This window comes from Streptomyces luteolus (assembly GCF_029968015.1).
Classification (GTDB): domain Bacteria; phylum Actinomycetota; class Actinomycetes; order Streptomycetales; family Streptomycetaceae; genus Streptomyces; species Streptomyces luteolus.
Window position 1 is genome coordinate 34,185 of sequence record NZ_JASCIS010000017.1, and the last position, 24,478, is coordinate 58,662.

The window sequence follows — 24,478 nt, forward strand, 5'->3', positions numbered from 1 at the left end:
AAGACGAGTTGATGCTGTCCACCGCTCCCCGCCTCGGCCGCGCCGGTCCGCTGCTGCACCTCGTGCTGCTGCTCGCGGCCACCGTCGGCGTCCTGCTCGCGGGTGCCGCACCCGCGTCCGCGCACGCCGCGCTGACCGGGAGCGACCCGAAGCAGGGCGCGGTGGTGCAGCAGGCTCCGAAAGAGGTGACCCTGCAGTTCTCCGAGCAGGTCGCCATGTCGGACGACTCGATCCGGGTGCTCGACCCGAAGGGCAAGCGGGTCGACACCGGCGAACTGCAGGACCTGTGCAGCGGAAGCGTCGTCAAGTACGGCGTCCCGCTGCACAGCGGGCTGCCCGAGGGCACGTTCACGGTCGCCTGGAAGGCGGTCTCCGCGGACAGCCACCCCGTCTCCGGCGCGTTCAGCTTCTCCATCGGCGCCCCGTCGAAGACGAGCGTGGCGCTGCCGGAGCAGGCGGCGGGCGGCGGTCCGGTCGGCATGCTGTACAACATCGCGCGCTATGTCTCGTACGCCGGTTTCACTCTGCTCGTCGGTGCCGCCGCGTTCCTGCTCGCCTGCTGGCGGCAGGGCGTGGGCGTACGGGCGATGCAGCGGCTGGTCGCGTACAGCTGGGTCGGACTGACCGGGGGGACGCTGGCGCTGCTTGTGCTGCGCGGGCCGTACACCGACTCGGGGAAGCTCGCGGACGTCCTCAACCTCGGTGGGCTCGGCGCGGTGCTCGAGACCAAGACCGGTGCCGCGCTGGTCTCCCGGCTGCTGCTGCTCGGCGCGGCCGCGCTGTTCGTCGTGGTGCTGTTCGGGGCGTACGCGAGACGCGAGGACCCGGCCGAGAAGCGGGACCTGACGTTCGGCCTCGCCGTCGGCGGCGGGGTGGTGGCGGCAGGGCTCGCCTCGACGTGGGCGCTGGCCGAGCATGCCTCGACGGGGATCCAGACGGCGATCGCCATGCCCGTCGATGTGGTCCATCTGCTGGCCGTGGCCGCCTGGCTCGGCGGTCTGACGGCGCTGCTCGCCGCCCTCTACCGCGCCCCGGCGGATCAACCGGTGGGGCGGGGCGCGGTGCTGCGGTTCTCCCGGATCGCGTTCGGCTCCGTGCTCGTCCTGGTGGCGACGGGCCTCTACCAGTCGTGGCGCCAGGTCGGTTCGTGGAACGCGCTGGTGTCCACGGCGTACGGGCAGTTGCTGCTCGTGAAGGTCGGGCTCGTGGTGCTGCTCGTCGGGGTCGCGTCGATCTCGCGGCGCTGGACGGCACGGATCGTGCGGGGCGCTGAGCCGGAGGCGGCGGAGGGCGTCCCGGAAGGCACGGAGGTCGCGGAAGGCGCGGAAGGCGCGGAAGGCGGCACGGAACGCGAGGCAGGCCTGGCAGGCCAGGCGGCACGCGTCGTCGAGCAGCGGGCGGGGCGGCATGCGGACGAGCCCGTGTCCGTACGCACGTCTCCGGCCACCGGCACCGCACCCGAGGCCGAAACGGACGGCGACGCTGACGCCGCCCCGGCCGCCGCCCCCGAGCCCGACTCCGGACCCGAACCCGAACGCGACTCCGGACCCGAGCGCGGCTCCGGACCCGAACCCGAGCGCGGCTCCCGACCCGAACCCGAGCCCGACTCCCGACCCGAACCCGAGCCCGACTCCCAACCCAAGCCCGAGCGCGACTCCGGACCCGAGCGCGGCTCCGGACCCGGCCCCGAACCCGAACCCGGCCCCGAACCCGACCCTGACCCCGCACCCGACCCGGACCACGACCCCGACCCCGACCCCGACCCCGAGCGTGCCGCTCAACTCGCCCGGCAGCGCGCCGCCGTGGACACCGCGCGCAAGAAGCGGATCAGGGACGCCGACCCCGACCGTGCGGGCCTCAGGCGTTCGGTGCTCGCGGAGGCGGCCGTCGCCGTCGTCCTGCTCGCCGTCACCACGGCCCTGACCACCACCGAGCCGGGCCGCACCCAGGAGCAGGTGGACCGGGCGAGCGCGGCCACCGGCAGCGCCGTGCCGAACCGCCCCGTGAACATCACGCTGCCCTTCGACACCGGCGGCCAGGACGGCAGGGGTACCGTCCGCATCGACCTCGACCCGGGCCGTACGGGCAGCAACACACTGCATGTCTACGCCGAGCGCCCGAACGGCAAGGCCTTCGACGTACCCGAGCTGAAGGTCGCCCTCACCCTGAAGGCCAAGGACATCGGGCCGCTCCCGGTCGAGCCGGACCGGATCTCCACCGGCCACTGGAGCTCGGCGGGCGTGCAGGTGCCGATGCCGGGCAACTGGCAGCTCTCGGTGACCGTGCGCACCTCGGACATCGACCAAGTGACCGTCCACAAGAACGTGAAGATCGGCTGACGCCATGACTGTTGACGACCGCGAAGAGACTCCCTCCCGTACCGCCCCTGAGCAGTCGGACCGGGGGTCCACCGTCGAGCTGTCCCGGCGGCGGCTGCTCGGAACCGTGGGCGCGGCCGGGGTCGGCGGGATCGCGCTCGGCGCGGTCGGCGGTGTGGCCGGGCACGCGGCGGCGCAGTCCGAGCCCGCGGCGGACCTGGACTCGGTGGGCCGGACGTCGGTGCCGTTCAACGGGACGCACCAGCCGGGCATCACCACGCCGATGCAGGCCCGCGGCCACCTGGTCGCCTTCGACCTGGCGCCGGGCGCGGGCCGCAAGGAGGCCGCCGCGCTGCTGCGCCGCTGGTCGTCGACGGCCCGCAGGCTGATGGCGGGGCGCACGGCGGCGGACGACTCCGCGGTCGCGTTCGACGCGGGACCGTCCTCGCTGACGGTGACGTTCGGCTTCGGGCGCAGCTTCTTCGGCCGTACGGGCCTGGAGAAGCAGCGGCCGTTCGCGCTCGACCCGCTGCCCGCGTTCTCGTCGGACCAGTTGGACGCCAAGCGCGGCGAGGGCGACCTGTGGGTGCAGATCGGCGCCGACGACGCCCTGGTCGCCTTCGACGCGCTGCGCACCCTGCAGCGGGAGGCGGGCGACGCGGCGCGGGTGCGCTGGCAGATGAACGGCTTCAACCGCACGCCCGGGGCGACGGCGAAGCCCATGACGACGCGCAATCTGATGGGCCAGGTCGACGGCACCAACAACCCGAAGGAGTCGGACCCCGACTTCCAGAAGCGAATCTTCGTGCCCGCGAGTCCCGCCGACGGCTCGGCCGACCCGGCCTGGATGGCGGGCGGCTCCTACGCGGTCGTACGCCGGATCCGGATGCTCCTCGACGACTGGGAGAAGCTCTCGCTGCGCGACCAGGAGCAGGTGATCGGGCGCAAGAAGTCCGACGGCGCCCCGCTGACCGGCGGCTCGGAGACGACGGAGCCCGCCCTTGACAAGACCGGCCCCGACGGCAAGCCGCTGATCGCCGCGGACGCGCACGCCCGGATCTCCCGCCCGGACCAGAACGGCGGCGCCGCGATGCTGCGCCGACCGTTCTCCTTCCACGACGGGTACGACGAGGACGGTGTGCCGGACGCGGGCCTGCTGTTCATCTGCTGGCAGGCCGACCCGATGCGTGGCTTCGTACCGGTGCAGCGCAAACTCGACCGGGGCGATGCGCTGTCTGCGTTCATCCGGCACGAGTCGAGCGGCCTGTTCGCGGTGCCCGGAGGTGCACGTTCCGGTGAATACGTGGGGCAGCGGCTGCTCGAGTCCTGACGCCGACCCCCGAGCCACGGCGCCGCCGTCTCATCCGGCGCATTAAGGTGACGGTATGTCGGCCACGCGCTACACGTATCTCGGACCCGAGGGCACCTTCACCGAAGCCGCCCTGCGCACCCTGCCGGAAGCGGCGACCCGTGAGCTCGTGCCCATGGTGTCCGTGCCCGCCGCGCTCGACGCCGTGCGCGGCGGCGAGGCGGCGGCGGCGCTGGTGCCGATCGAGAACTCCGTGGAGGGCGGCGTCACCGCGACCCTCGACGAGCTCGCCACCGGTGAGCCGCTGATGATCTACCGCGAGGTGCTGCTCCCGATCGCCTTCGCGCTCCTGGCCAGGCCCGGCACGAAGCTGTCCGACATCAAGACGGTCACCGGCCACCCGGTCGCCCAGCCGCAGGTCCGCAACTGGCTCGCGGCCCATCTGCCGGACGCGCTGTGGGAGTCCGCGGCCTCGAACGCGGACGGTGCGCGCCTGGTGCAGGAGGGGCGCTACGACGCCGCGTTCGCGGGTGAGTTCGCGGCCGCGACGTACGGGCTCGAACCGCTGGTCACCGAGATCCACGACGCGGAGAACGCCGAGACCCGCTTCGTGCTCGTGGGCCGCCCGGCCCGGCCCGCGGCGCCGACCGGTGCCGACAAGACCTCCGTCGTCATCTGGCTCGACGACGACCACCCCGGCGCGCTGCTCGAATTCCTCCAGGAGTTCTCGGTGCGCGGGGTCAACCTGATGCTGATCCAGTCCCGGCCCACGGGCGCGGGCATCGGCAACTACTGCTTCTGCGTGGACGCCGAGGGGCATATCGCGGAGCGCCGGGTCGGCGAGGCCCTGATGGGCCTGAAGCGGATCGCGCCGAAGGTGCGCTTCCTCGGCTCGTACCCGCGGGCCGGTGTGACGCCCGCCGAGGTGCGGACGCTGCGCGCGGGCACGACGGACGCCGAGTTCACGTCGGCGGCGGACTGGCTGGCCCGGGTCCAGGACGGCCGGGCGTAAGCCGTCCCGTTCCCCTGCGTAAGCCGTCCCGTTCCCCTGCGTACGTCGTACCGCGGCGTGGTTTCGCGGGCTCAGCCACGCCATGACACCTTGTCCTACCTGCGGATTTTCTCTGTCCACAGGGTTATCCACAGGTTGGCTTCTCGACCTGGGGACAAGTCGACATCAATCCGCAACAGGGTCGACAAATCGCCCCTCGCACCTCACGACCGTCCACAGCTGGGCACGTCACCCCTCGTCCACTCAATTCCTGCGATCAACTCTTTGGAGCGAGCCAATACCACTCGAAAGTGGGCGCGCGAGGGGTTTATGCCGAGAATCCTTCGGTCCGCGGTGCGCTTGGGAAATGATCACTTCCGGTATCCACAGACCTTTCGCACAGCCTGTGGATAACTCTTCCCGGGCCCCGATTCCTGTGGACAAGCGGGCCCAAGGGCCGCTCCGCACAAGGAGTTGTGGTCAAGACGCGACGCACCAACTGCCCCGATACAGGGATTCTCCGGTTATTCATTGACTTCTGGGAGGGGAATACCGGTCGAGGGCCCGAAGCCCGCACCGGTAGCCTGGGGCGCGTGATTGACCTTCGCCTGCTCCGTGAGGACCCCGACCGTGTCCGCGCTTCCCAGCGCGCCCGTGGAGAGGACGTCACGCTCGTCGACTCTCTGCTCTCCGCCGACGAGCGCCGCAGGTCGTCCGGCGTCCGCTTCGACGAGCTGCGCGCCGAGCAGAAGCAGCTCGGCAAGCTGATCCCCAAGGCCTCGCCGGAAGAGCGGGCCGAGCTCCTGGGACGCGCCGAGCAGCTGAAGAGCGACGTCAAGGCGGCCGACGCCGAGCAGGACGAGGCGAAGGCCGAGACCGACCGCCTCCTGCTGCAGCTGGGCAACCTCGTACACCCGGACGTCCCGGTCGGCGGCGAGGAGGACTTCGTCGAGCTGGAGACGCACGGCACGATCCGCGACTTCGGGGCCGAGGGCTTCGAGCCCAAGGACCACCTGGAGCTGGGCACGCTGCTCGGCGCGATCGACGTCGAGCGCGGCGCCAAAGTCTCCGGCTCGCGCTTCTACTTCCTCACCGGCGTCGGCGCCCTGCTCGAACTCGCCCTGGTGAACGCCGCGTTGGCGCAGGCCACGGCCGCCGGGTTCACGCCGATGCTCACCCCGGCCCTGGTCCGCCCGCAGTCGATGGCCGGCACGGGCTTCCTCGGCCAGGCCGCCGCCGACGTCTACCACCTGGACAAGGACGACCTGTACCTGGTCGGCACGTCCGAGGTCCCGCTCGCGGCGTACCACATGGACGAGATCATCGACGCGGACAAGCTGCCGCTGCGCTACGCCGGGTTCTCGCCCTGCTTCCGCCGCGAGGCCGGCTCGCACGGCAAGGACACCCGGGGCATCTTCCGGGTCCACCAGTTCGACAAGGTCGAGATGTTCTCGTACGTCGACCCGGCGGACTCCGAGGCCGAGCACAAGCGGCTCCTGGAGTGGGAGAAGCAGTGGCTGACCTCCCTTGAGCTGCCGTTCCGCGTGATCGACGTCGCCACCGGTGACCTCGGCTCCTCGGCCGCCCGCAAGTACGACTGCGAGGCCTGGATCCCCACGCAGGGCAAGTTCCGCGAGCTGACCTCGACGTCCGACTGCACCGAGTTCCAGTCGCGCCGCCTCTCCATCCGGATGCGCGACGAGAAGAAGATCCGCCCGCTCGCGACGCTGAACGGCACGCTGTGCGCGGTGCCGCGCACGATCGTGGCGATCCTGGAGAACCACCAGCAGGCCGACGGTTCGGTGCGCGTGCCCGAGGTGCTGCGCCCCTACCTCGGCGGGCGTGAGGTACTGGAGCCGGTCGCCAAGTGAGTGCACTTCCTGGTCCGGAGGGCTCGGTGGGTCCGGCGGGTGCGGCGGGTCCCGTGGGTCCCGTGGGTCCGGCGGGTCCGGCGGGTGCGGCGGCCACCTCGTGGGACGCGGCCACCGCGAGGGACGCGGACACCGCGCGCGTCGTCACCGTCGGCTCGATGAAGGCCGGCGCCGCCGCGCAGGCCGCCGCCCAGCGGGACGCCCTGGCGGCCGCGGCCGAGCCGGGCACCTTCCCGTACAAGCTGATCGCGACGGATCTCGACGGCACGCTGCTGCGGTCCGACGAGACGATCTCGCCGCGTACGCGCGCCGCGCTCGAAACCGCCTGCGGGCTCGGCGCGGCGCACATCGTGGTCACCGGCCGTGCCGTGCCCTGGACCCGGCACATCCTCGACGACCTCGGGTACGAGGGCATCGCGGTGTGCGGCCAGGGCGCGCAGGTCTACCACGCGGGCGAGCACCGGCTGCTCACCTCCGTGACCCTCGACCGCCAGCTCGCCGGGCTCGCCCTGGCGAAGCTGGAGGCCGAGATCGGGCCGCTCGCGCTCGCCGCGAGCCGGGACGGCGTGGACGGCGAGGTGCTCGTCGGCCCCGGCTACCGAGTGCAGGAAGGCCCGCTTCCGGTCGTGGAGTTCACGGACTCGGCGGACCTGTGGTCGGCCCCGCTGAACAAGCTGTACGTCCAGCACCCCGGCCTCTCCGACGACGCGCTCGCCGAGGTGGCGCGGCGGATCGCCGGTGATCTGGTCGGCGTGACCATGGCGGGCCCCGGCATAGTGGAACTGCTGCCGCTCGGCCTCTCCAAGGCGACCGGTCTGTCGCTCGCCGCGCGGCGCCTTGGCGCGAAGGCCAAGGACACGATCGCGTTCGGCGACATGCCCAACGACGTCCCGATGTTCGGCTGGGCCGCGCACAGCGTGGCGATGGCCAACGCACACGATGAACTCAAGGCCGTGGCGGACGAGGTGACGGCGTCCAACGAGGACGACGGGATCGCGCTCGTCCTGGAACGGCTGCTCGCCGACCGGGGATCTTTCGGAGGACCTGGATCATGACCGCTGCGCGTACCGTCCGACTCCGCCGGGTCTACGAGACACCGAAGGACGAGGACGGTACGCGCGTCCTCGTCGACCGCCTCTGGCCGCGCGGCCTGAGCAAGGCGGACGCGCGGATCGACGTCTGGCCGAAGGACCTCACTCCGTCGACGGAGCTGCGCCGGTGGTTCCACGGGCCCGGACAGGGCGAGTTCGAGGAGTTCCGTTCCCGCTACGAGGCGGAGCTTGACGGGGATGCGGCGCGGGCGGCGCTCGCCGAGGTTCGGGGGCTGGCGGCGAAGGGCACGGTCACGTTGCTGTCGGCGGTCAAGGATCTTGAGCGGAGCCATGTGGGGGTGCTGGCGGAGCGGCTGAGGTAGGCCTTCGGGGGCTCCGCCCCCGGACCCCCGCTCCTCAATCGCCGGAGGGGCTGGTTTTCAGGGGCGCGGGGAACTGCGCGACCAGCCACGACGGCGCGGCAGCCGAACGACAGCACCCGCTGCACCCCAGCGCTAGTTGTAGGATGACTGGGCAACAGGGCAACCTCCAGGAGGAGCACCATGGCGCTGCAGACCGCAGGACGGCAGTCCCTCGTGGACACGGTCGTCGACCAGCTCCGCACGCAGCTCACCAGCGGCGCGTGGCCCGTCGGCGACCGCATCCCGACCGAGCACACCCTCGCCGAGCAGCTCGGCGTCGGCCGCAACACGGTCCGGGAGGCCGTCCGCGTCCTGGTGCACGCGGGGCTGCTCGAGTCGCGCCAGGGCAACGGCACGTTCGTACGCTCCGCCGCCGACCCCTCCGCCGTACTGCGCGGAATGCGGCACGCTGGCGCCCTGGAGGTCACCGAGGTCCGTGTCGCCCTGGAGGCGGAGGCCGCCCGGCTCGCCGCCGAGCGCCGTGACACCCACGACCTGCTGCGGCTGCGCGCCGCGCTCGCCACGCTGCACGAGGAGGGCGACCGGGACGCGGACGCCGACATGGCCTTCCACCTGGCGGTCGTCGAGGCCACGCACAACACCGCGTTCATCGAGGTCTACCGCTTCTTCTCGGTACGGGTGCACGAGGTGCTCGTGCACGCCCTCGGCGACCGGGACATGCCGCCCGTGGACATCGCCGAGCACGAAGCCCTCGTCGACGCCGTCGAGGCCGGGGACCCGGCCGCGGCCGACGCCGCCGTGCGCACGCTCCTGAAGGTGCCCATCGACGCGCTCCGGCAGCTCGGCGCGCGCTGACCCGCGCGCGCCGCTCCACGCGACCCCCACACATGTACGGGCCGTACAGCCGTACGCCCGAGAAAGGTGCCCTCTTTTGTCACGCCCCGATACCGCGCCCGCCGACGCCGAACCGTTCCTCCTGGACGCCGAGGCCGACGTCCGCCCCTCGCCCCGAGGGCTCGCCGCGCGGCGGGAGTTGCTGGCGCACCCCGTGGTGCTGCTCATCGGGATCGTGCTCGCCTCGCTCAACATGCGGGCCGCGCTCGCGAGCGTCTCGCCGCTGGTGGGCGAGATCAGCGAGGCCTTCGGGCTCTCCTCGACGGCGACCAGCCTCGTGACCTCGGTGCCGGTGCTCTTCCTCGGCGTCGGCGCGCTCGTGGCGCCCTGGCTCGCCCGCCGCTTCGGCACCGAAGTGGTGCTGTTCTGCGCCCTGTTGCTGCTCGGCGTGGGGATTCTCGTACGGGTCGTGCCCGCCGTGGGCGCGCTGTACGGCGGCGGTGTCCTGGTCGGCACCGCGATAGCCCTGCTCAACGTGTTGATGCCGGGCCTGATCAAGCGGGACTTCCCGGACCGCGCCGCGTCCATGACGTCCGTCTACACCGGCGCGATGATCGCCGGAGCCACGGTCGTGGCCGCCGCTTCCGTGCCCCTGGAGAAGGCCTTTGGCGACAGCTGGGAGGCCTCGCTCGCGTTCTGGTCGCTGCTCGCCGCGGTCGCCGCCGTCGCGTGGCTGCCGCAGGTCCTGATCGCGCGCGGCCGCACCGGGCACGAGGTGCGCACCTCCCCCGCCGCGCGGCCCGCGCGCAGCGTGTGGCGCTCCCCGCTCGCCTGGCAGGTCACGCTCTTCATGGGCCTGCAGTCGCTCTGGTCGTACGTCCTGATCGCCTGGATGCCGACGATCTTCACGGACCACGGGATGAGCCGCGCCACGGCCGGCGTGATCTTCGCGTTCAACAACCTCGTCCAGGTCGCGGGCGCGTTCGGCGTTCCGCTGCTCGCCGGCCGGATGCGCAGCCAGCGGCCGCTGGTCGCCCTGGTGACGGCGCTGGTCGCGGCCGGGTACGCCGGGCTGATGGTCGCGCCGGTGTCGGGTGCCTGGCTGTGGTCGGCCGTGCTGGGTGTCGGGCAGGGCGGTGCGGTGGGGCTCGCCCTGACGCTGATCGTGCTCCGCTCCGGCGACGCGATGACGGCGGCCCGGCTCTCCGGGATGGCGCAGACGGTGGGCTATCTCCTCGCCGCGGCGGGCCCGTTGGCGGCCGGTGCCGTGCACCAGGCGACGGGCGGCTGGACCGTGCCGATCTGCCTCGTCCTCGGGGTGTGCGCGGCGGCGCTGGCCGTCGGACTGCTCGCGGCTCGGGACCGTACGGTCTGACGTCCCTCCGTAACGGCGAAAACGGCCACTACGCGCGCGTGGTGGCCGTTTTCGTGCGTACCGAAAACAGGTACTGCGGTGGCGGGCCGAAAACCCGCACTACAAAGGGAGTTACTCCTCCCCGGCCAGCGTGAGCGAGCGCAGCTTCTGGCCCGCGTACCAGGTCGCGAGGACCGTCACACCGGTCAGCAGGACGACGGCGACCGGCAGTCCGACATCGGAGCTGACCAGGTCGCCGCGCGCGACGCGTTCCGCCACGGCGAGGGACCACTGCTGCACGCTGAGCGTCCGCGCGCCCGCGACCAGGGAGCCGAACAGCGTCTCCCAGACCAGGGCGTAGACCAGGCCGAACACCACGGCGTGCTTGCTGACCGTGCCGAGCAGCAGGAACAGCGCCGCGTACGCGACGGAGGCGACGAGGGCCGCGATGGTGTACGCGATCGCCACCTGCTGGCCGTTGCCGTTCAGGATCAGCCCCGCGACGAACGTGGGGATCGCCGAGAACGCCATGGTCACGGCGATGGCCACGATCAGCTTGGTGACGATGATCGTGGGGCGCTTGATGGGCTTGGAGAGCAGATAGACGACCGAGCCGTCGTCGATCTCCGGGCCGATGGCGCCGGTGCCCGCGATGACACCGATCAGCGGGACCATCGTGGCGAGCGCGAAGCCGCCGAGGACGTCCGCGGCGACCTGGTCGTCGACGCCGGTGAAACCACGTACCAGAGAGGCGATGACGATCAGCAGGACCGGAAGTGAGAAGAGGATGAGAGCGCGGCGGCGGCCGAGCAGGGCCCGGTAGGTGAGCCGGGCGACGGTGGGGTCATACATGTCGGGGGCTCCCTTCAGGCCGCGACGAGGTACGAGAAGACCGACTCGAGAGACTCGTCCGAGGGCGAGACCGTCAGGAGGCGGATGCCGTGCTCCTTGGCGACCTTCGGCAGGAGCTGCGTGAACCGCCCGAAGTCGACGGCCTGGATCAGCAACGCGCCCTCCGCGCGGTCGACTTCGATGCCCGCCGTCGACGGGTCGGCGATCAGCGCGGCGGCGAGCGCCCGGTCGTCGTCGGAGCGCACCAGATAGCGGTGCGGGCGGTCCGTCATCAGGCGGCGGATGCGCCGGAAGTCACCGCTCGCGGCGTGCCGGCCGGCGACGATCACCTCGATGTGCGAGGCGAGCTGCTCGACCTCCTCCAGGATGTGCGAGGAGAACAGCACGGTCCTGCCGTCCGCGCCCATGCGCCGCAGCAGGTCCATGAGGTGCATGCGCTGGCGCGGGTCCATGCCGTTGAAGGGCTCGTCGAGCAGCAGCACCGACGGATCGTGCACAAGAGCGGAGGCCATTTTCACGCGCTGGCGCATGCCCTTGGAGTACGTGGAGATCTTGCGGTCCTGCGCGTACTCCATCTCGACCGTGGCGAGGGCCCGCCCTGCCGCCTTGTCGCCGAGGCCGTGCAACTCGGCGTTGGCGACGACGAATTCCTTGCCCGTGAGGAAGTCGTACATCGCCTCCCGCTCGGGGACGATGCCGATCTCCTTGTAGATCCCCTCGTTGCGCCAGATCGGCCGGTCGTCGAGGGTGACGGTGCCCGTGGAGGGGGCGAGGAAGCCGCCCATCATGTTGATGAGAGTGGACTTTCCGGCACCGTTGGGGCCGAGCAGGCCGGTCACGCCGGGGCCGATGCTCATGGTGATGTCGTTGACCGCGACGACGTTCCCGAACCACCTGGACACGTGGTCGATGTTGATGACTGTCACAGCCCGACCTTTCGGTAGCGGCGCATCAGGGCTGCGTACGAGCCCGCGATCAGCGCGAGGACGACCAGGAGATAGATAGCGCCGGTACCTGTACCGGGACCGTGGCCGCCGGGGAACGCGGAGGTCGCCCCGAGGAACGCCGTCTGCACGCCGTCGATCAGTGTGATCGGCGAGAACAGTCCGAGCCACGGGACCGCGCCCGTCGAGCCCTGCACGTCGGCGATGGCCTGCACGGTGGAGACCGCCCCGTACGAGATGGTCAGTACGGCGATGACGGCGGCGACACCGAAGCCGCGGCGCGGCGTCAACGCGGCCATGACCAGGCCGAGTCCGGCGAAGAGCAGCGAGAGCAGTGCCACGGAGACCAACCCCTGTGCGAACCCGGCGGTCTGGTCCGCGAAGTCCATCTTGGCGAGCAGGGAGCCGAGGTAGAGCACGACCAGCGGTGACGCGGTGAGGATGAACAGGGCCGAGGCCATCGCCGCGTACTTCGCCGTCACGTAGTCGCCGCGCTCGATCGGGCGCGAGAAGTACAGCGGCACGGTCCGGAAGCGCAGGTCGCGGGAGACCGACTGCGGGGCCTGGGCCGCGAGGAACAGGCCGATGACGGCCTGGGTGGTGATCGCGTACCGCGTGTAGTCGAGCGGCAGGTCGGTCATCTTCGTCTGGACGGCGACGGCCACGACGATCGCCGCCGGCACGCACATCACGGCGAACAGGATCATCGGCAGCACCTTGGACTTGGCGCTGCGGCCGAGACCGTATGTGCCGCGCAGGGACTGCGAGTAGAGGCTGCGGCGGGCGTAGGCGCGGCCGAGCCGGGAGCCGTCGTACGACCGGTATCCGATGTTGTGGATCCGGGTCTGCGCCCCGTCCGGGCGCCGGGTGTCAGCTGCCGTCACGGCTGCCGCCTCCTCGCTGTGCCGCAGACGCAAACGGGGCCTGGGCGTCCACCTGTTGGGGTACGGGTCGCTGCTGGTCGTCGGCGCGGAACACCTCGGCGATGTGGTGCCTGCGCTGTTCCATCCGGACCAGGCCGAGGCCGAGTTCGGCGACGGTGTCACGCACGATGTCGTACGTCTCCTCGCCGGTCGCCTCTACGAGGAGCACGTGTCCCGCGCCCGGCAGGCCCTCCTCCACGCGCGCGTGCAGCTTGATTCCGCGTTCGGTGAGTCGGGTGCGCAGGACGGCGGTGCCGTCGGGGTGCTCGTCGCTGTCGGTGACCTCGACGGCGAGCGTCGCCATGGTCTGGGTGAAGTCGCTGGTGGAGCTGGAGCGGAGCAGCTGCCCGCCGTCGATGACGACGACGTGGTCGCAGGTGCGCTCCAGCTCGCCGAGCAGGTGCGAGGTCACCAGGACGGAGATGCCGAAGTCGGTGTGGACGCGCCGGATCAGGCCGAGCATCTCGTCCCGGCCGACCGGGTCAAGGCCGTTGGTCGGCTCGTCCAGGAAGACCAACTGCGGGTCGTGGACGAGGGCTTGGGCCAGTTTGACCCGCTGCTTCATGCCGGTCGAGTAGCCGCCGATGGGCCGGTAGCGCTCCTCGTAGAGCCCTACGTGGCGCAGGGTGTCGGCGGTGCGCTCGCGGGCGGCGGTGGGCGGCAGGCCGGACATCCGGGCCATGTGCACCACGAACTCGGTGGCGGACACGTCGGGCGGCAGGCAGTCGTGCTCCGGCATGTATCCGACCCGCTCGCGGATGTCGCCGCCGTGGGTGGCGACGTCGAGGCCGAGCACCTGGGCGCGGCCCTCGGTGGCGGGGGAGAGTCCGAGCAGGATCTTGATCAGGGTGGACTTGCCGGCTCCGTTGGCCCCCACGAGCCCGGTCACACCCGGGCCGATGTCCACGGAGAGCCGGTCGAGAGCGGTCACCCGGGGGAACCGCTTGCTGAGGCTTTCGGTCGCGATCACAGTCACGCTTCGACGGTAGTGGCGCGCACCACAGCGGGCGTCAGCCCAGACGACTGGATAACTGTCCGACTCCAGGCGTACGGACCCGTAGGGGCTATAGGGCTGAGGTACATCCCGAAGGCCTTGCGCGGCGTTGTCCACAGGGTCTGTGCACACCTATTGACGTAGCCGTCAGTCATTGTCACATTCATCAGTGTCACGTTACGAACGCGTAGCGCAGCAAGGCGGGGAACCGGCGGGACTTCAGGGACTTCAAGGACTTCAAGGACTTCAGAGACTTAACGAACTGCACGGACTTCACGGGACGGACGGTGGCATGACCTCAGCGGTGGACACGGAACTCGGCGCGGAACTCCAGGGGTTCAGGGAAGTGCAGTCCCTGGCGTACGCCTGCGCGGAAGCGGTCGCGGCGCGGCTCGTGCCGGGCGTGACCGAGCGCGAGGCGGCGCGGATGCAGCGGGAGTGGCTGCGCGAGCGCGGGGTGCGTGACTGGTTCCATCTGCCCTTCGCCTGGTTCGGGGACCGCACGGCGTTCGCCGGCTTCAAGATCCCGCTGCAGTTCTTCCCGACCAACCGGAGGCTGGAGCCGGGGATGCCCTTCATCCTCGACATGGCCCCGGTGTTCAACGGCTTCACGGCGGACATCGGGTACTCGGGCAGCCTCGGCCCGAACCCGGTGCAGGACCGGCTGATGGCCGATCTGGAGGAGCACCGCGAGCTGATCCTGCGCGAGGTGCGCGAGCGCCGTTCGCTGCGCGAGATCTACGAGGACGTGGAGCGCCTCATGAACCGCCAGGGGTACGCCAACCGCCACCGCGCCTATCCCTTCGGCGTGATCGCGCACAAGGTCGACCGGGTGAAGCAGCGCCGCTTCTCGCCCAACGTCTTCGGCTTCGGCACGCAGTCGCTCAAGGGCCTGGCGAGCGACGCGCTGCACGGCCACCGGGACGGCTGGTCCCCGCTGTGGAGTCCGTACAAGTTCTCCGACCACCCGCCACAGCCCGGCCTGTGGGCGGTCGAGCCGCACCTCGGGTTCCGGGGGACGGGCGCGAAGTTCGAGGAGATCCTGGTGGTCACGGACTCCAAGGACCCGCGGGAGAGCGCGTTCTGGCTGGACGACGACCTTCCGCACGTACGGCGCTGGGCGGAGGCGAGGTCACTGTGACCGGCCGGGACGAGCCGGAGGTCCACGAGGACCGGCTGGGCAAGGGCGGGCAGCACATGGGCACGGATCACGGCACAGGCACGGATCACTGCATGAGTACGGATCAGGTCACGGGCACGGATCACGACATGAGTACGGATCAGGGCATGGCCACGGATCACGGCGAGCGGGACCGAAAGGGCGAACTCCGAATGAGTGGTGGACTGTTGAAGGACGCGCGCGAGCGCTGGGTCCGTACGGGAGGGGTGGAGCTCTGCGTGGCCGAGCTCGGCGACGCCACGCAGCCGACGGTCCTGCTGGTGCACGGATACCCGGACTCCAAGGAGGTGTGGTCCGAGGTCGCGACCCGCCTCGCGGACCGCTTCCACGTGGTCCTGTACGACGTCCGGGGCCACGGCCGTTCGACGGCCCCGGTGCCGCTGCGCGGCGGCTTCACCCTGGAGAAGCTGACGGACGATTTCCTGGCGGTGGTCGACGCGGTCAGCCCGGACCACCCGGTGCACGTCGTCGGGCACGACTGGGGCTCGGTGCAGTCCTGGGAGTTCGTGACGGTCAAGCGCACCGAAGGGCGGATCGCCTCCTTCACCTCGATGTCGGGCCCGTCCCTCGACCACTTCGGCCACTGGATCAAGAAGCGCATGGCCCGCCCGACCCCGCGCCGGGTCGGCCAGCTCCTCGGCCAGGGCGCCAAGTCCTGGTACGTGTACATGCTGCACACCCCCGTCCTTCCCGAGCTCGCCTGGCGCGGTCCGCTCGGCGCCCGCTGGCCGAAGATCCTGCAGCGCATGGAGAACGTCCCGCAGGACGGGTACCCGACGTCGTCGCTGCCCTCGGACGCGGCCCACGGCGCCTGGCTCTACCGCGACAACGTCCGCGCCCGCCTCAGCAGGCCGCGCGCGGACGCGTACGCCCACGCGCCCGTCCAGCTGATCACGCCGCAGGGCGACATGTTCCTCTCCCCGCGCCTCTACGACGAACTGGAGCTGTGGGCCCCGCGGTTGACCCGTCGTACGCTGCCCGCCAAGCACTGGGTGCCGCGAACCCGGCCGGACCAACTGGCCGCCTGGATCACGGACTTCGTGACCACCACCGAGGATCTCGGGGAGCGGGGTGCGCAGGGGGCCGCCGTCGCGCCCCGCGGCACGACCGCGTCCGGCCGGTACGCGGACCGGTTCGCCGGACAGCTCGTCCTGGTCACCGGCGCGGCCAGCGGCATCGGCCGCGCCACCGCCTTCGCCTTCGCGGAGGCCGGGGCCCGCGTCGTCGCCGTGGACCGGGACGCGGAGGGCGTGGCGCGCACGGCCGAGCTGGCGGGCCTGATCGGTGCCCCGGCGGCCTGGGGCGAGACCGTCGACGTCTCGGACGAGCAGTCCATGGAGAAGCTCGCCGAGAAGGTTGCCAGGGAGTACGGCGTGGTGGACGTCCTGGTGAACAACGCCGGGATAGGCCTCTCCGGCTCGTTCTTCGACACGACGGTGGACGACTGGAAGAAGGTTCTCGACGTCAATCTGTGGGGCGTGATCCACGGCTGCCGGATCTTCGGCAAGCAGATGGCCGACCGCGGCCAGGGCGGCCACATCGTCAACACCGCGTCGGCCGCGGCCTTCCAGCCCTCCAAGGCACTGCCCGCGTACAGCACGTCGAAGGCCGCGGTGCTCATGCTCAGCGAGTGCCTGCGCGCCGAACTGGCCGGGCAGGGGATCGGGGTCTCGGCGATCTGCCCCGGCCTGGTCAACACCAACATCACGGCCACGGCGCGGTTCGCCGGCGTCGACGCGGAGGAGGAGAAGCGCCGCCAGAAGCGCAGCTCGCGGCTGTACGGCCTGCGGAACTACCCGCCGGAGAAGGTCGCGGGCGCGGTGCTCGACGCGGTGGTCAGAAATCAGGCGGTCGTCCCGGTGACCCCGGAGGCACGCGGCGCCCACGCCCTGTCGCGCTTCGCGCCGAAGGCCCTGCGGGCGATAGCCCGGTTGCAGCCCCCGGTGTGAGCGGGGAGCCGAGGAGAGCGGCGTACGCACGAGAAGCCGAGGTGACAGGGAAGGTGGCAGGGAAGGTGGCCGGGACAGTGCGGCCTGCAGTCGAGTACCGGATCGAGGACCTGGCGCACCACAGCGGAGCCACGGTGCGCACGATCCGCGCGTACCAGGACCGTGGCCTGCTGCCCCGCCCGGAGCGGCGCGGCCGCGCCAATGTGTACACCGACGCACACCTGGCCCGGCTGCGCCAGATCGCCGACCTCCTGGAGCGGGGCTTCACCCTGGCCTCGATAAAGGAACTCCTGGAGGCCTGGGACGCGGGCCGTGGGCTCGGCGGTGTCCTGGGCCTCGTGGCGGAGGTCGACGGCCCGTGGACGGACGAGAAGGTCGGCCGCGTCACGCGCGCCGAGCTCGACGAACGCTTCGGCGGCGCCCCCGACGACGCGGCGGTGGAGGACGCCGTGGAGCTCGGCGTACTGGAGCGAATCCCGGGCAGGGACGACGAGTTCCTGGTTCCGAGCCCTCAAGAGCTCGCTGTCGCCGTGGAGTTGCACGCGGCGGGCGTGCCGCTGATCGCGATCTCCGGTCATCTGAGGGAATTGCGCATCCACGTCGAGTACATCGCGTCCAGATTCCTCGACTTCACGACCGAGCATGTCTTCGCGCGCTACATCGGCGGGCACCTGCCGCCGACGGACGACGAAGCGGCGGCAGCAGCCGATCTCGTACGGCGCCTGCGGCCGCTCGCGCAGCAGACGGTGGACGCCGAACTGGCCCGCGCCATGCGCATGTTCGCCACGCGCCACCTCAGAGAACACCTCGGCGGCACGCCTTCGCCCACCTCCCTCGCCGAGGAGTCCCCGGTCGCACTGCCCGCCACGACAATTCAGGCCGTACAACAGCTTGTTGGTACGGAGAACGTCGCCGCGTTCGTGTCGGCGGCGGCCGAACGAGAGGTGCATACACGCAAGTTGGATGAACTGGCCACAACCCAGACTTATGGCACGGAATTTGACGAACTGCCTTAGTTGCACAGCCCGTTGTCCACAGAAGCAGCAACTACCCTGTGGATAACTGGGGTTGGCTGTGGATCATGCATTCCGACGGTAAAGAGTTGGAGAACTTATCCGGGTCCCAGGCACCCTTGCCACATGAATGACCGACGCCTCCTGAAGGTCTCGAAGTATCTCTCCAGACACCTCCGTCACGAGCCTGAGCGGATCGGGCTGACGCTCGACGCGGCCGGCTGGACGGAGATCGGCGCGCTCCTCGAAGCCGCCGCCGCACACGGCTTCCCGATCGGCCGCGACGAGCTGGACAAGGTCGTCACCACCAACGACAAGCAGCGGTTCGCGATCGACGGCGAGCGGATCCGCGCCAACCAGGGCCACTCGGTGGCCGTGGACCTGGCCCTTCCCACGGCCACGCCGCCCGCGTACCTCTTCCACGGCACCGTCGCCGCGCACCTGGCGGCGATCCGTCGCGAGGGCCTGCGGCCCATGAACCGGCACGACGTCCATCTCTCGCCCGACCGCGAGACCGCGACCCGCGTCGGCGCCCGCCGAGGCCGCCCGATCGTGCTCAGCGTGGACGCGGGGGCGATGCACGCGGACGGCCACACCTTCCGCCGCAGCGCCAACGGCGTCTGGCTCACCCGGGCGGTGCCGCCGCGCTACCTGCGGCTGGCGAACTGACCCCCGCGGCCGCACTGGGAACTCAGAGGCGGCCCAGTGCCTCGGTGGCGATCCGCTCGAAGAGCTGCTCGTCCGCCGCGAAGTCCGAGTCCGGGATCGGCCAGTGCACGACGATCTCCGTGAAGCCGAGCTCCGCGTGCCGCCCCGCGAAGTCCACGAACGCGTCGAACGAGTCGATCGGCCGCCGACCGCGCCGGTGCACCGGGTGGAAGTCCGGCGTGAACCCGGTGAGCAGGACCTTGTCGAGCTCCGCCACGTCCCGGCCCGAGTCCGCGCACGCCTTGGAGAGCGCGTCGAGCTGCCCGCGCAGGGCCGCGTACGACTCCTCGGGGGTGCCCTCCTCGTACAGCTTCGGGTTGCCCGTCGTCACCCAGGCCTGGCCGTGGCGGGCGGCGAGGCGCAGTCCGCGCGGGCCGGTCGCGGCGACGGCGAACGGGAGCCGCCCCCGCTGCACACAGCCCGGCAGGTTGCGGGCCTCGGTCGCGGCGTAGAAGTCACCGGCGAACGTCACGTCGGCGGGCTCGCGCAGGAGGCGGTCGAGCAGCGTGACGAACTCGCCGAAGCGGTCGGCCCGCTCCCGCGGGGTCCACGGCTCGGCGTCCGGGGTGCGCAGGGTGGTGGCGTCGAACCCGGTGCCGCCTGCGCCGATGCCGAGGGTGATCCGGCCCTGGGAGACGTCGTCGAGGGTGATCAGCTCCTTGGCGAGGGTCACCGGGTGGCGGAAGTTCGGCGAGGTCACGAGCGTGCCGAGGCGCAGCCGCGACGTGGCGGTCGCGGCGGCGGTCAGCGTGGGCACGGCCCCGAACCACGGCCCGTCACGGAAGCTCCGCCAGGCCAGGTGGTCGTACGTGTACGCCGCGTGCAGCCCCAGCTCCTCGGCCCGCTGCCAGCGCGCTCTGCCGCCGTCGTGCCAGCGGTGGATGGGCAGGATCACGGTGCTCAGGCGCAGCGGAGAGGTCATGCGGCCAGCGTACGGTGCAGGTCCACGGCGTTTCTTCTCTTCCGGAGGACCCGGCACCCGCACTCCGCGTTTGCGCTGCCCCGTACTCAGATGTGCACCCAACCGCCCGGCCGTGCGGCATATGCGGAAGAATGCGGGAGTGACCTCGACGCGACCGGACGACCTCGGCCCTGACCCCGCCCCTGCCTCCGCCTCCGCGCCCGCGCCCGCTCAGCGCACCCGGCTGATCGCCACGGACCTGGACGGCACCCTGCTCCGCGACGACAAGTCGGTGTCGGCGCGGACCGTCGCCGCGCTCGGGGCCGCCGAGGAAGCCGGGATCGAGGTCTTCTTCGTCACCGGCCGCCCGGCCCGCTGGATGGACGTCGTCAGCGACCACGTACACGGCCACGGCCTCGCGATCTGCGGAAACGGCGCCGCCGTCGTCGACCTGCACGGCGGCGCGGGCACGCACAGCTTCGTCAAGATCCGCGCCATCGAGCGGACCAACGCCCTCGAGGTCGTCGCCCTGCTGCGCGCGGCCGCGCCCGGCACCTCGTTCGCCGTGGAACGCACCGGCGGCATCGGCCACGAGCTGGCCTACCCACCACTGCACCTCGACCCGGCGGTCACCATCGCCCCCGTCGAGAAGCTGCTCGCCGAGGACTCCGGCCAGGCCGACCAGCCGGTCCTGAAGATCCTCGCCCACCACGGCGAGCTGTCCCCCGACGCGTTCCTCGCCCTGGCCCGTACGGCCGTCGGCGACACCGCCAACGTCACCCGCTCCAGCCCCACCGCACTCCTGGAGATCAGCGCGGCCGGCGTCTCCAAGGCCAGCACCCTCGCCCTGTGCTGCGCCGAGCGCGGCATCGCCCCGCACGAGGTCGTGGCCTTCGGTGACATGCCGAACGACGTCGAGATGCTGTCCTGGGCGGGCACGTCATACGCGATGGGGAACGCCCACCCGGACGTCATCACCGCCGCATCCGGCCGTACCGTCGCCAACAACGAGGACGGCGTCGCCGTGATCATCGAGCGGATCCTGGCGCAGCGCACCGGGGCGTGAAGCCTTCGGAGAGCAGTGCTCACGGTTGCCTGCGCGCGCGGGAGAGCGCTGCTCTCGTGCGCGGGAGAGCGCTGCTCTTGTCTGTGGGCACTGCTCCACCTGGTGAGCACCGCTCACTGTGACTGGCACGCGCACCCGAGAGCACTGCTCACCCGAGCCGGGCCGCGCCGAGAGCGCTGCTCACCGCAGCGCCCGCGCGGGGGCCCTCGGCAGCTGGCCCTGGGCGTCGCGTTCGTCGCGGGGCGGGCAGCGCACCCGGGTTGCCTTCCGCGGCCACGGCGCAAGCCGGGCCGCGCCGAGAGCGCTGCTCTCGCTCGCGAACACCGCTCCATCCGGTGAGCACCGCTCCGCCCTGTGAGCACTGTCCTCGCTCACGAGCACTGCCCTCGCTCGCGAGCACTACTCACACCAGCGAACACCACTCCATCAAGTGAGCACTGCTCCGACCCGTGAGCACCGCTCCACCCCGTGAGCACCGCTCCCACCCATGAGCACCGCTCACAACTCGACCCCCCGCTCGGCCAGCCACCTCCGCGGGTTCACGCCGGAGCCGAAGTGGGGAGTGAGCCGCACCTCGAAGTGCAGATGGGGGCCGGTGGAGTTGCCAGTCGTGCCCGCCTGCCCGAGCCACTGGCCCGTACGGACCCGCTCGCCCTGGTCGACGGTGACGGACGCGAGATGCGCGTACTGCGTGTAGTAGCCGCCCTTGTGCCGCACCACGACCTCGATGCCGAAGCCCTGACCGCATGTGACCCGCACGACCTCACCCGCGCCGGCCGCCCGCACTGGCGCACCGATGCCGACGGCGAAGTCCTGCCCTGTGTGCCGGCTCGCCCAGCGTTCGCCGGAACCCCCGAATCCGGCGGAGAGTTCGTACTCCTCCACCGGCGCCACCCACGGCCGCTCCGTGTCCGGCTCCCGCTCGTCCAGGCGTACGGCGCCCCGGCAGCGGCCCGCTGTGACTTGTTCGTCGGCCTCGTTCTGCAGCGTCCACTGCGCCTGCTCCAACTTCCGCTCGATGCCGCGTTTCAGCTTCGCCAGCTCCGCCTTGCGCGCGTCGAGCCCGCGCCAGGCGGCCTGCGCCCGCTGCTCCCCACTGTCCAGGGCGCGGGCGGTCCGCTGGGTCTTGCTGATCGCGTTGTTCATCGCCAGATCCGCCTGCCACGAGGCCCGCTGACCCCGCATCAGCGCGTCCGGGTCTTCGGCGAGAAGGAGCTGCGCGGTGTACGAGATGTCGCCACCCGTGCGGTACTGCTTCCGCGCGATTCGCCCCAAGTCCTCCCTCAGCAGCTGGAGATGACGCCGTTCGCGGTCCACGAGCCGCTCCAGCCTTCTGGCCTCGGCGCGTTGTTCATCGGCTGCCCGGCGGCCCGCCTCGTAGCGTTCGGTGGCCTTCGCGGCCTCCTCGAAGAGCCGCGCCACGTCCGCACCGGCGCTCGGCCCGTCCGAGGCGGTGGCGGCCGGGGTGCCCGCCATCAGGAGCGCGAGGATCGCGAGAAGCCCGAGGATCGCGGACAGCGCCACCGGCAGGCGGAACCCCGGCAGGCGCAACCCCGGCACGTGCGGCGTTCGGCGTGAACAAGAGCGCATGCCCGGATCGTCACCCGTCACCACCCTTGACGCGCGGGTGAGGGGTGCGCACGGGTCGGCCTGTGCCCCGTACAGGCCAAGCGGACTCTGCCGGACGGGGCACAGGCCCCCCACCCGCCCGCGCCCCGCTCGTTCTCGTTACCCGCGTGCGTCAGTGCGGCGCCTGCCACACCACCGTCGTGCCGCCCCGGACCCGCTTCCCGCCCGCCGGTCCGCCACCACCGTCGACACCCGGCGCGCCGCCACCATCGACACCGGACCCACCACCACCGTCGACACCGGACCCACCGCCACCGTCGGCACCGGGCGCGCCGCCACGTTCCGCACCCGGCGCGCCGCCCCCGTACCCATCGGCCCCGAACGCATCGTCGGCCCCGAACGCATCCTCGTACGCATCCGTCCCGAGCCCCGGCCCGTACCAGCTGTCGCCGCCCAGGGACTCCGCGCGGCGCTTGAGGTTCTTGAGGCCGCTGCGGCGGCCGCCCTCGGGGATGCCGACGCCGTCGTCGGCCACCGTGAGCCGTACGCCCGGAGTGCCGTCCGGAAGCGTCACCTCCGCGTCGACCACGACCTCGATCCGGGAGGCCCGCGCATGCCGGAAGGCGTTGGACAGCGCCTCGCGCAGGGCCGCGATGAGGTTCTTGCCGGTGAGCTCGCCGACCACCGAGTCGACCGGGCCGACGAAACGGTGCGCGGGCTTGAAGCCGAGCGGCACGGCGGCCATGTTGATCTCCCGGAGGACCCGGGTGCGCAGGCCGGAGGGCGCCTCCGTCGGACCCTGCTGGAGTGCGAAGATCGCCGTCCGGATCTCCTGGATCGTCACGTCCAGCTCGTCGACGGCCCTGCCCACGCCGACCTGTACCTCGGGCACCACCGAGCGGCGCTGTGCGCTCTCCAGCATCATGCCCGTCGCGAACAGCCGCTGGATCACGAGATCGTGCAGGTCACGGGCGATCCGGTCGCGGTCCTCGAAGACCGCGAGCCGCTCCCGGTCGCGCTGCGCCTCGGCCATCATCAGGGCGAGCGCGGCCTGTGCGGCGAACTGCCCGGCGAGGACCTTCTCGGCCTCTGTGAACGGTGCCGCGCCGGGCGAGCGCGGCGTGGCCAGGGCGCCGAGCACCCGGCCGCCGCTGTGCAGCGGCAGCAGCATGCTGGGCCCGTACGCCTTGGCCAGGTCGGTGATCATGCGCGGGTCGGCGGCCGCGTCGTCTATGAACACCGGCTCCCCGGCGAGCAGATGGTCCACCGCGGGCGACTCCGGCGGGATCACCACGCCGAGGGGGCGCAGCGGCCGGTCGGTGGAGACGGCGACGATCTCCAGGCCGCCCTCGGCGGCGGGCAGCAGGACGAGCCCCGCCTCCGAGTCGGCGAGCTTGCGGGCCTGTTCGGCGACCACGGTGAGTGCCTCGTCCGCGTCCGCCCCGGAGAGCAGGGCTGTGGTGACGGCCACCGAGCCGTCGATCCAGCGCTCGCGCTGCCGGGTCGCCTCGTAGAGCCGGGCGTTGCCGATCTGGATGCCGGCCTCGGTCGCGAGGACCTTCACCATGTGCAGGTCATAGACGCTGAACGTGCCGTCGCCGCCCTGTTTCTCGGTCAGGTAGAGGTTGCCGAACACCTCGTCGCCGACCCGGATCGGGACGCCGAGGAACGTCCGCATCGGCGGATGGTTCGGCGGGAAGCCGACCGAGCGCGGGTCGGCGGTGAGATCGTCGAGGCGCAGCGAGACCGGGTCCTGGATCAGGGCGCCGAGGACGCCGCTGCGCCCGTCCGGCAGCTCCCCGATCAGCTCGCGCTCCTCCTGCGTGACGCCGTACGTGACGAAGTCGGCGAGCCCGTCGCCCTGGTCGTTGATCACGCCGATCGCCGCGTATCTGGCGCCGGTGAGGCTCGCGGCGGTCTCCGCGATCCGGTCGAGCGTGGAGTGCAGCCGCAGCCCGCTGCCCACCGACACCATCGCCTCGAGCAGCTGCGGCAACCGCGCCGCCAGCTCCTCGGGCAGCGCCTGCAGGCTCCGCGCCGCCAGCTCGGCGGCCACCGAACCGGTGTCCGCCCGCTCGGGGAAGGGAGGCGGGTCTTCGGGTACTGCGGGGGCTGACATGCCCTTGAGAGTAGTAAGTCCTATTTGCCGAGGAAAGTCGGGTACGGGTCGGGCCCCGTAAGGGGCGCGGGGCTGTGACATCAGCGGCTCCGCCGCGGGGCGCGAGCAACCACGACGGCGCCGCAGCCGAACGACGAAGCGGGGTCCGGGGCGAAGCCCCGAGGACGGA

Annotated in this window: 19 protein-coding genes and 1 pseudogene; 13 read left to right on the top strand and 7 right to left on the bottom strand. The window is 71.5% G+C overall.

The genetic code is table 11. The features are described 5' to 3' along the window. Window positions 1-11: 11 nt before the first annotated feature. The 8 genes from QIT00_RS18325 to QIT00_RS18360 all read left to right on the top strand — a co-directional run bounded on the left by QIT00_RS18325 (window position 12) and on the right by QIT00_RS18360 (window position 10,112). A complete protein-coding gene (locus QIT00_RS18325; protein WP_282536364.1) occupies window positions 12-2,339 on the top strand; it encodes a copper resistance protein CopC in 2,328 nt (775 codons plus the stop codon). Between the two features lie 4 nt (window positions 2,340-2,343). Beyond that, complete coding sequence (gene efeB, locus QIT00_RS18330; protein ID WP_282536365.1) at window positions 2,344-3,648, top strand: iron uptake transporter deferrochelatase/peroxidase subunit; 1,305 nt, start codon at window positions 2,344-2,346, stop codon at window positions 3,646-3,648. Window positions 3,649-3,703: 55 nt separating this feature from the next. Beyond that, window positions 3,704-4,639: a prephenate dehydratase gene (gene pheA / locus QIT00_RS18335; protein ID WP_282536366.1), complete on the top strand. Its 936-nt coding sequence runs from the start codon at window positions 3,704-3,706 to the stop codon at window positions 4,637-4,639. A gap of 572 nt (window positions 4,640-5,211) precedes the next feature. Beyond that, window positions 5,212-6,489: a serine--tRNA ligase gene (gene serS / locus QIT00_RS18340; RefSeq protein ID WP_282536367.1), complete on the top strand. Its 1,278-nt coding sequence runs from the start codon at window positions 5,212-5,214 to the stop codon at window positions 6,487-6,489. 62 nt (window positions 6,490-6,551) lie between these two features. After that, on the top strand, window positions 6,552-7,544 hold the full coding sequence (locus QIT00_RS18345; protein WP_282536368.1) for an HAD family hydrolase: 993 nt from the start codon (window positions 6,552-6,554) through the stop codon (window positions 7,542-7,544). After that, the gene (locus tag QIT00_RS18350; RefSeq protein ID WP_282536369.1) at window positions 7,541-7,903 is read left to right on the top strand and encodes a DUF488 domain-containing protein; all 363 of its coding nucleotides are present in this window, start codon (window positions 7,541-7,543) and stop codon (window positions 7,901-7,903) included. Before QIT00_RS18345 ends, QIT00_RS18350 begins: the two co-directional genes overlap by 4 nt. A 180-nt stretch (window positions 7,904-8,083) precedes the next feature. Further along, on the top strand, window positions 8,084-8,758 hold the full coding sequence (locus tag QIT00_RS18355) for a FadR/GntR family transcriptional regulator (protein ID WP_282536370.1): 675 nt from the start codon (window positions 8,084-8,086) through the stop codon (window positions 8,756-8,758). Window positions 8,759-8,834: 76 nt separating this feature from the next. Continuing rightward, complete coding sequence (locus tag QIT00_RS18360; RefSeq protein ID WP_282536371.1) at window positions 8,835-10,112, top strand: CynX/NimT family MFS transporter; 1,278 nt, start codon at window positions 8,835-8,837, stop codon at window positions 10,110-10,112. Between the two features lie 111 nt (window positions 10,113-10,223). On the opposite strand, the gene QIT00_RS18365 is transcribed toward QIT00_RS18360, so the two are convergent. Genes QIT00_RS18365 through QIT00_RS18380 form a run of 4 tightly spaced genes read right to left on the bottom strand, consistent with a single transcriptional unit; the run spans window position 10,224 to window position 13,780 of the window. Further along, window positions 10,224-10,943, bottom strand: a complete 720-nt coding sequence (locus QIT00_RS18365; protein WP_282536372.1) for an ABC transporter permease — start codon at window positions 10,941-10,943, stop codon at window positions 10,224-10,226. A 14-nt stretch (window positions 10,944-10,957) separates the two neighbouring features. Next, window positions 10,958-11,869, bottom strand: a complete 912-nt coding sequence (locus tag QIT00_RS18370; protein WP_282536373.1) for an ABC transporter ATP-binding protein — start codon at window positions 11,867-11,869, stop codon at window positions 10,958-10,960. Next, window positions 11,866-12,771: an ABC transporter permease subunit gene (locus tag QIT00_RS18375; RefSeq protein ID WP_282536374.1), complete on the bottom strand. Its 906-nt coding sequence runs from the start codon at window positions 12,769-12,771 to the stop codon at window positions 11,866-11,868. The genes QIT00_RS18370 and QIT00_RS18375 overlap by 4 nt, the downstream gene beginning before the upstream one ends. Further along, entirely contained in the window at window positions 12,758-13,780 is a 1,023-nt protein-coding gene (locus QIT00_RS18380; RefSeq protein ID WP_282536470.1) for an ABC transporter ATP-binding protein, read from the bottom strand. Before QIT00_RS18380 ends, QIT00_RS18375 begins: the two co-directional genes overlap by 14 nt. A gap of 316 nt (window positions 13,781-14,096) precedes the next feature. Here QIT00_RS18380 and QIT00_RS18385 point away from each other — a divergent pair, with 316 nt between their 5' ends. From QIT00_RS18385 to QIT00_RS18400, 4 genes are all read left to right on the top strand, one after another. Continuing rightward, on the top strand, window positions 14,097-14,945 hold the full coding sequence (locus QIT00_RS18385) for a M24 family metallopeptidase (protein WP_282536375.1): 849 nt from the start codon (window positions 14,097-14,099) through the stop codon (window positions 14,943-14,945). 191 nt (window positions 14,946-15,136) lie between these two features. After that, window positions 15,137-16,933, top strand: a complete 1,797-nt coding sequence (locus tag QIT00_RS18390; RefSeq protein ID WP_282536471.1) for an SDR family oxidoreductase — start codon at window positions 15,137-15,139, stop codon at window positions 16,931-16,933. Between the two features lie 53 nt (window positions 16,934-16,986). Continuing rightward, a complete protein-coding gene (locus tag QIT00_RS18395; protein ID WP_408909795.1) occupies window positions 16,987-17,949 on the top strand; it encodes a MerR family transcriptional regulator in 963 nt (320 codons plus the stop codon). A 123-nt stretch (window positions 17,950-18,072) separates the two neighbouring features. After that, the gene (locus tag QIT00_RS18400; RefSeq protein WP_282536377.1) at window positions 18,073-18,615 is read left to right on the top strand and encodes an RNA 2'-phosphotransferase; all 543 of its coding nucleotides are present in this window, start codon (window positions 18,073-18,075) and stop codon (window positions 18,613-18,615) included. Window positions 18,616-18,637: 22 nt separating this feature from the next. On the opposite strand, the gene QIT00_RS18405 is transcribed toward QIT00_RS18400, so the two are convergent. Next, entirely contained in the window at window positions 18,638-19,576 is a 939-nt protein-coding gene (locus tag QIT00_RS18405) for an LLM class flavin-dependent oxidoreductase (protein ID WP_282536378.1), read from the bottom strand. 121 nt (window positions 19,577-19,697) lie between these two features. Between QIT00_RS18405 and QIT00_RS18410 the strand changes: the two genes are divergently transcribed. Continuing rightward, a complete protein-coding gene (locus tag QIT00_RS18410) occupies window positions 19,698-20,621 on the top strand; it encodes an HAD-IIB family hydrolase (protein ID WP_282536379.1) in 924 nt (307 codons plus the stop codon). Between the two features lie 498 nt (window positions 20,622-21,119). Here QIT00_RS18410 and QIT00_RS18415 read toward each other — a convergent pair whose 3' ends face one another. Beyond that, window positions 21,120-22,211 (bottom strand): M23 family metallopeptidase, encoded by a 1,092-nt coding sequence (locus QIT00_RS18415; protein ID WP_408909796.1) that lies wholly within the window; start codon window positions 22,209-22,211, stop codon window positions 21,120-21,122. 400 nt (window positions 22,212-22,611) lie between these two features. Beyond that, a pseudogene (locus QIT00_RS18420) lies at window positions 22,612-24,309 on the bottom strand (GAF domain-containing sensor histidine kinase); the annotation flags it as partial. Window positions 24,310-24,478 lie beyond the last annotated feature (169 nt).

What these genes read in the sequence shown, in the direction of transcription:
- QIT00_RS18415 (WP_408909796.1), bottom strand. Translation starts at nt 22,211, where the DNA reads ATGCGCTCTTGTTCACGCCGAACGCCGCACGTGCCGGGGTTGCGCCTG.
- QIT00_RS18390 (WP_282536471.1), top strand. Translation starts at nt 15,137, where the DNA reads ATGAGTGGTGGACTGTTGAAGGACGCGCGCGAGCGCTGGGTCCGTACG.
- QIT00_RS18365 (WP_282536372.1), bottom strand. Translation starts at nt 10,943, where the DNA reads ATGTATGACCCCACCGTCGCCCGGCTCACCTACCGGGCCCTGCTCGGC.
- QIT00_RS18410 (WP_282536379.1), top strand. Translation starts at nt 19,698, where the DNA reads ATGCGGAAGAATGCGGGAGTGACCTCGACGCGACCGGACGACCTCGGC.
- QIT00_RS18385 (WP_282536375.1), top strand. Translation starts at nt 14,097, where the DNA reads ATGACCTCAGCGGTGGACACGGAACTCGGCGCGGAACTCCAGGGGTTC.
- QIT00_RS18400 (WP_282536377.1), top strand. Translation starts at nt 18,073, where the DNA reads ATGAATGACCGACGCCTCCTGAAGGTCTCGAAGTATCTCTCCAGACAC.
- efeB (WP_282536365.1), top strand. Translation starts at nt 2,344, where the DNA reads ATGACTGTTGACGACCGCGAAGAGACTCCCTCCCGTACCGCCCCTGAG.
- pheA (WP_282536366.1), top strand. Translation starts at nt 3,704, where the DNA reads ATGTCGGCCACGCGCTACACGTATCTCGGACCCGAGGGCACCTTCACC.
- QIT00_RS18355 (WP_282536370.1), top strand. Translation starts at nt 8,084, where the DNA reads ATGGCGCTGCAGACCGCAGGACGGCAGTCCCTCGTGGACACGGTCGTC.
- QIT00_RS18350 (WP_282536369.1), top strand. Translation starts at nt 7,541, where the DNA reads ATGACCGCTGCGCGTACCGTCCGACTCCGCCGGGTCTACGAGACACCG.
- QIT00_RS18325 (WP_282536364.1), top strand. Translation starts at nt 12, where the DNA reads ATGCTGTCCACCGCTCCCCGCCTCGGCCGCGCCGGTCCGCTGCTGCAC.
- QIT00_RS18405 (WP_282536378.1), bottom strand. Translation starts at nt 19,576, where the DNA reads ATGACCTCTCCGCTGCGCCTGAGCACCGTGATCCTGCCCATCCACCGC.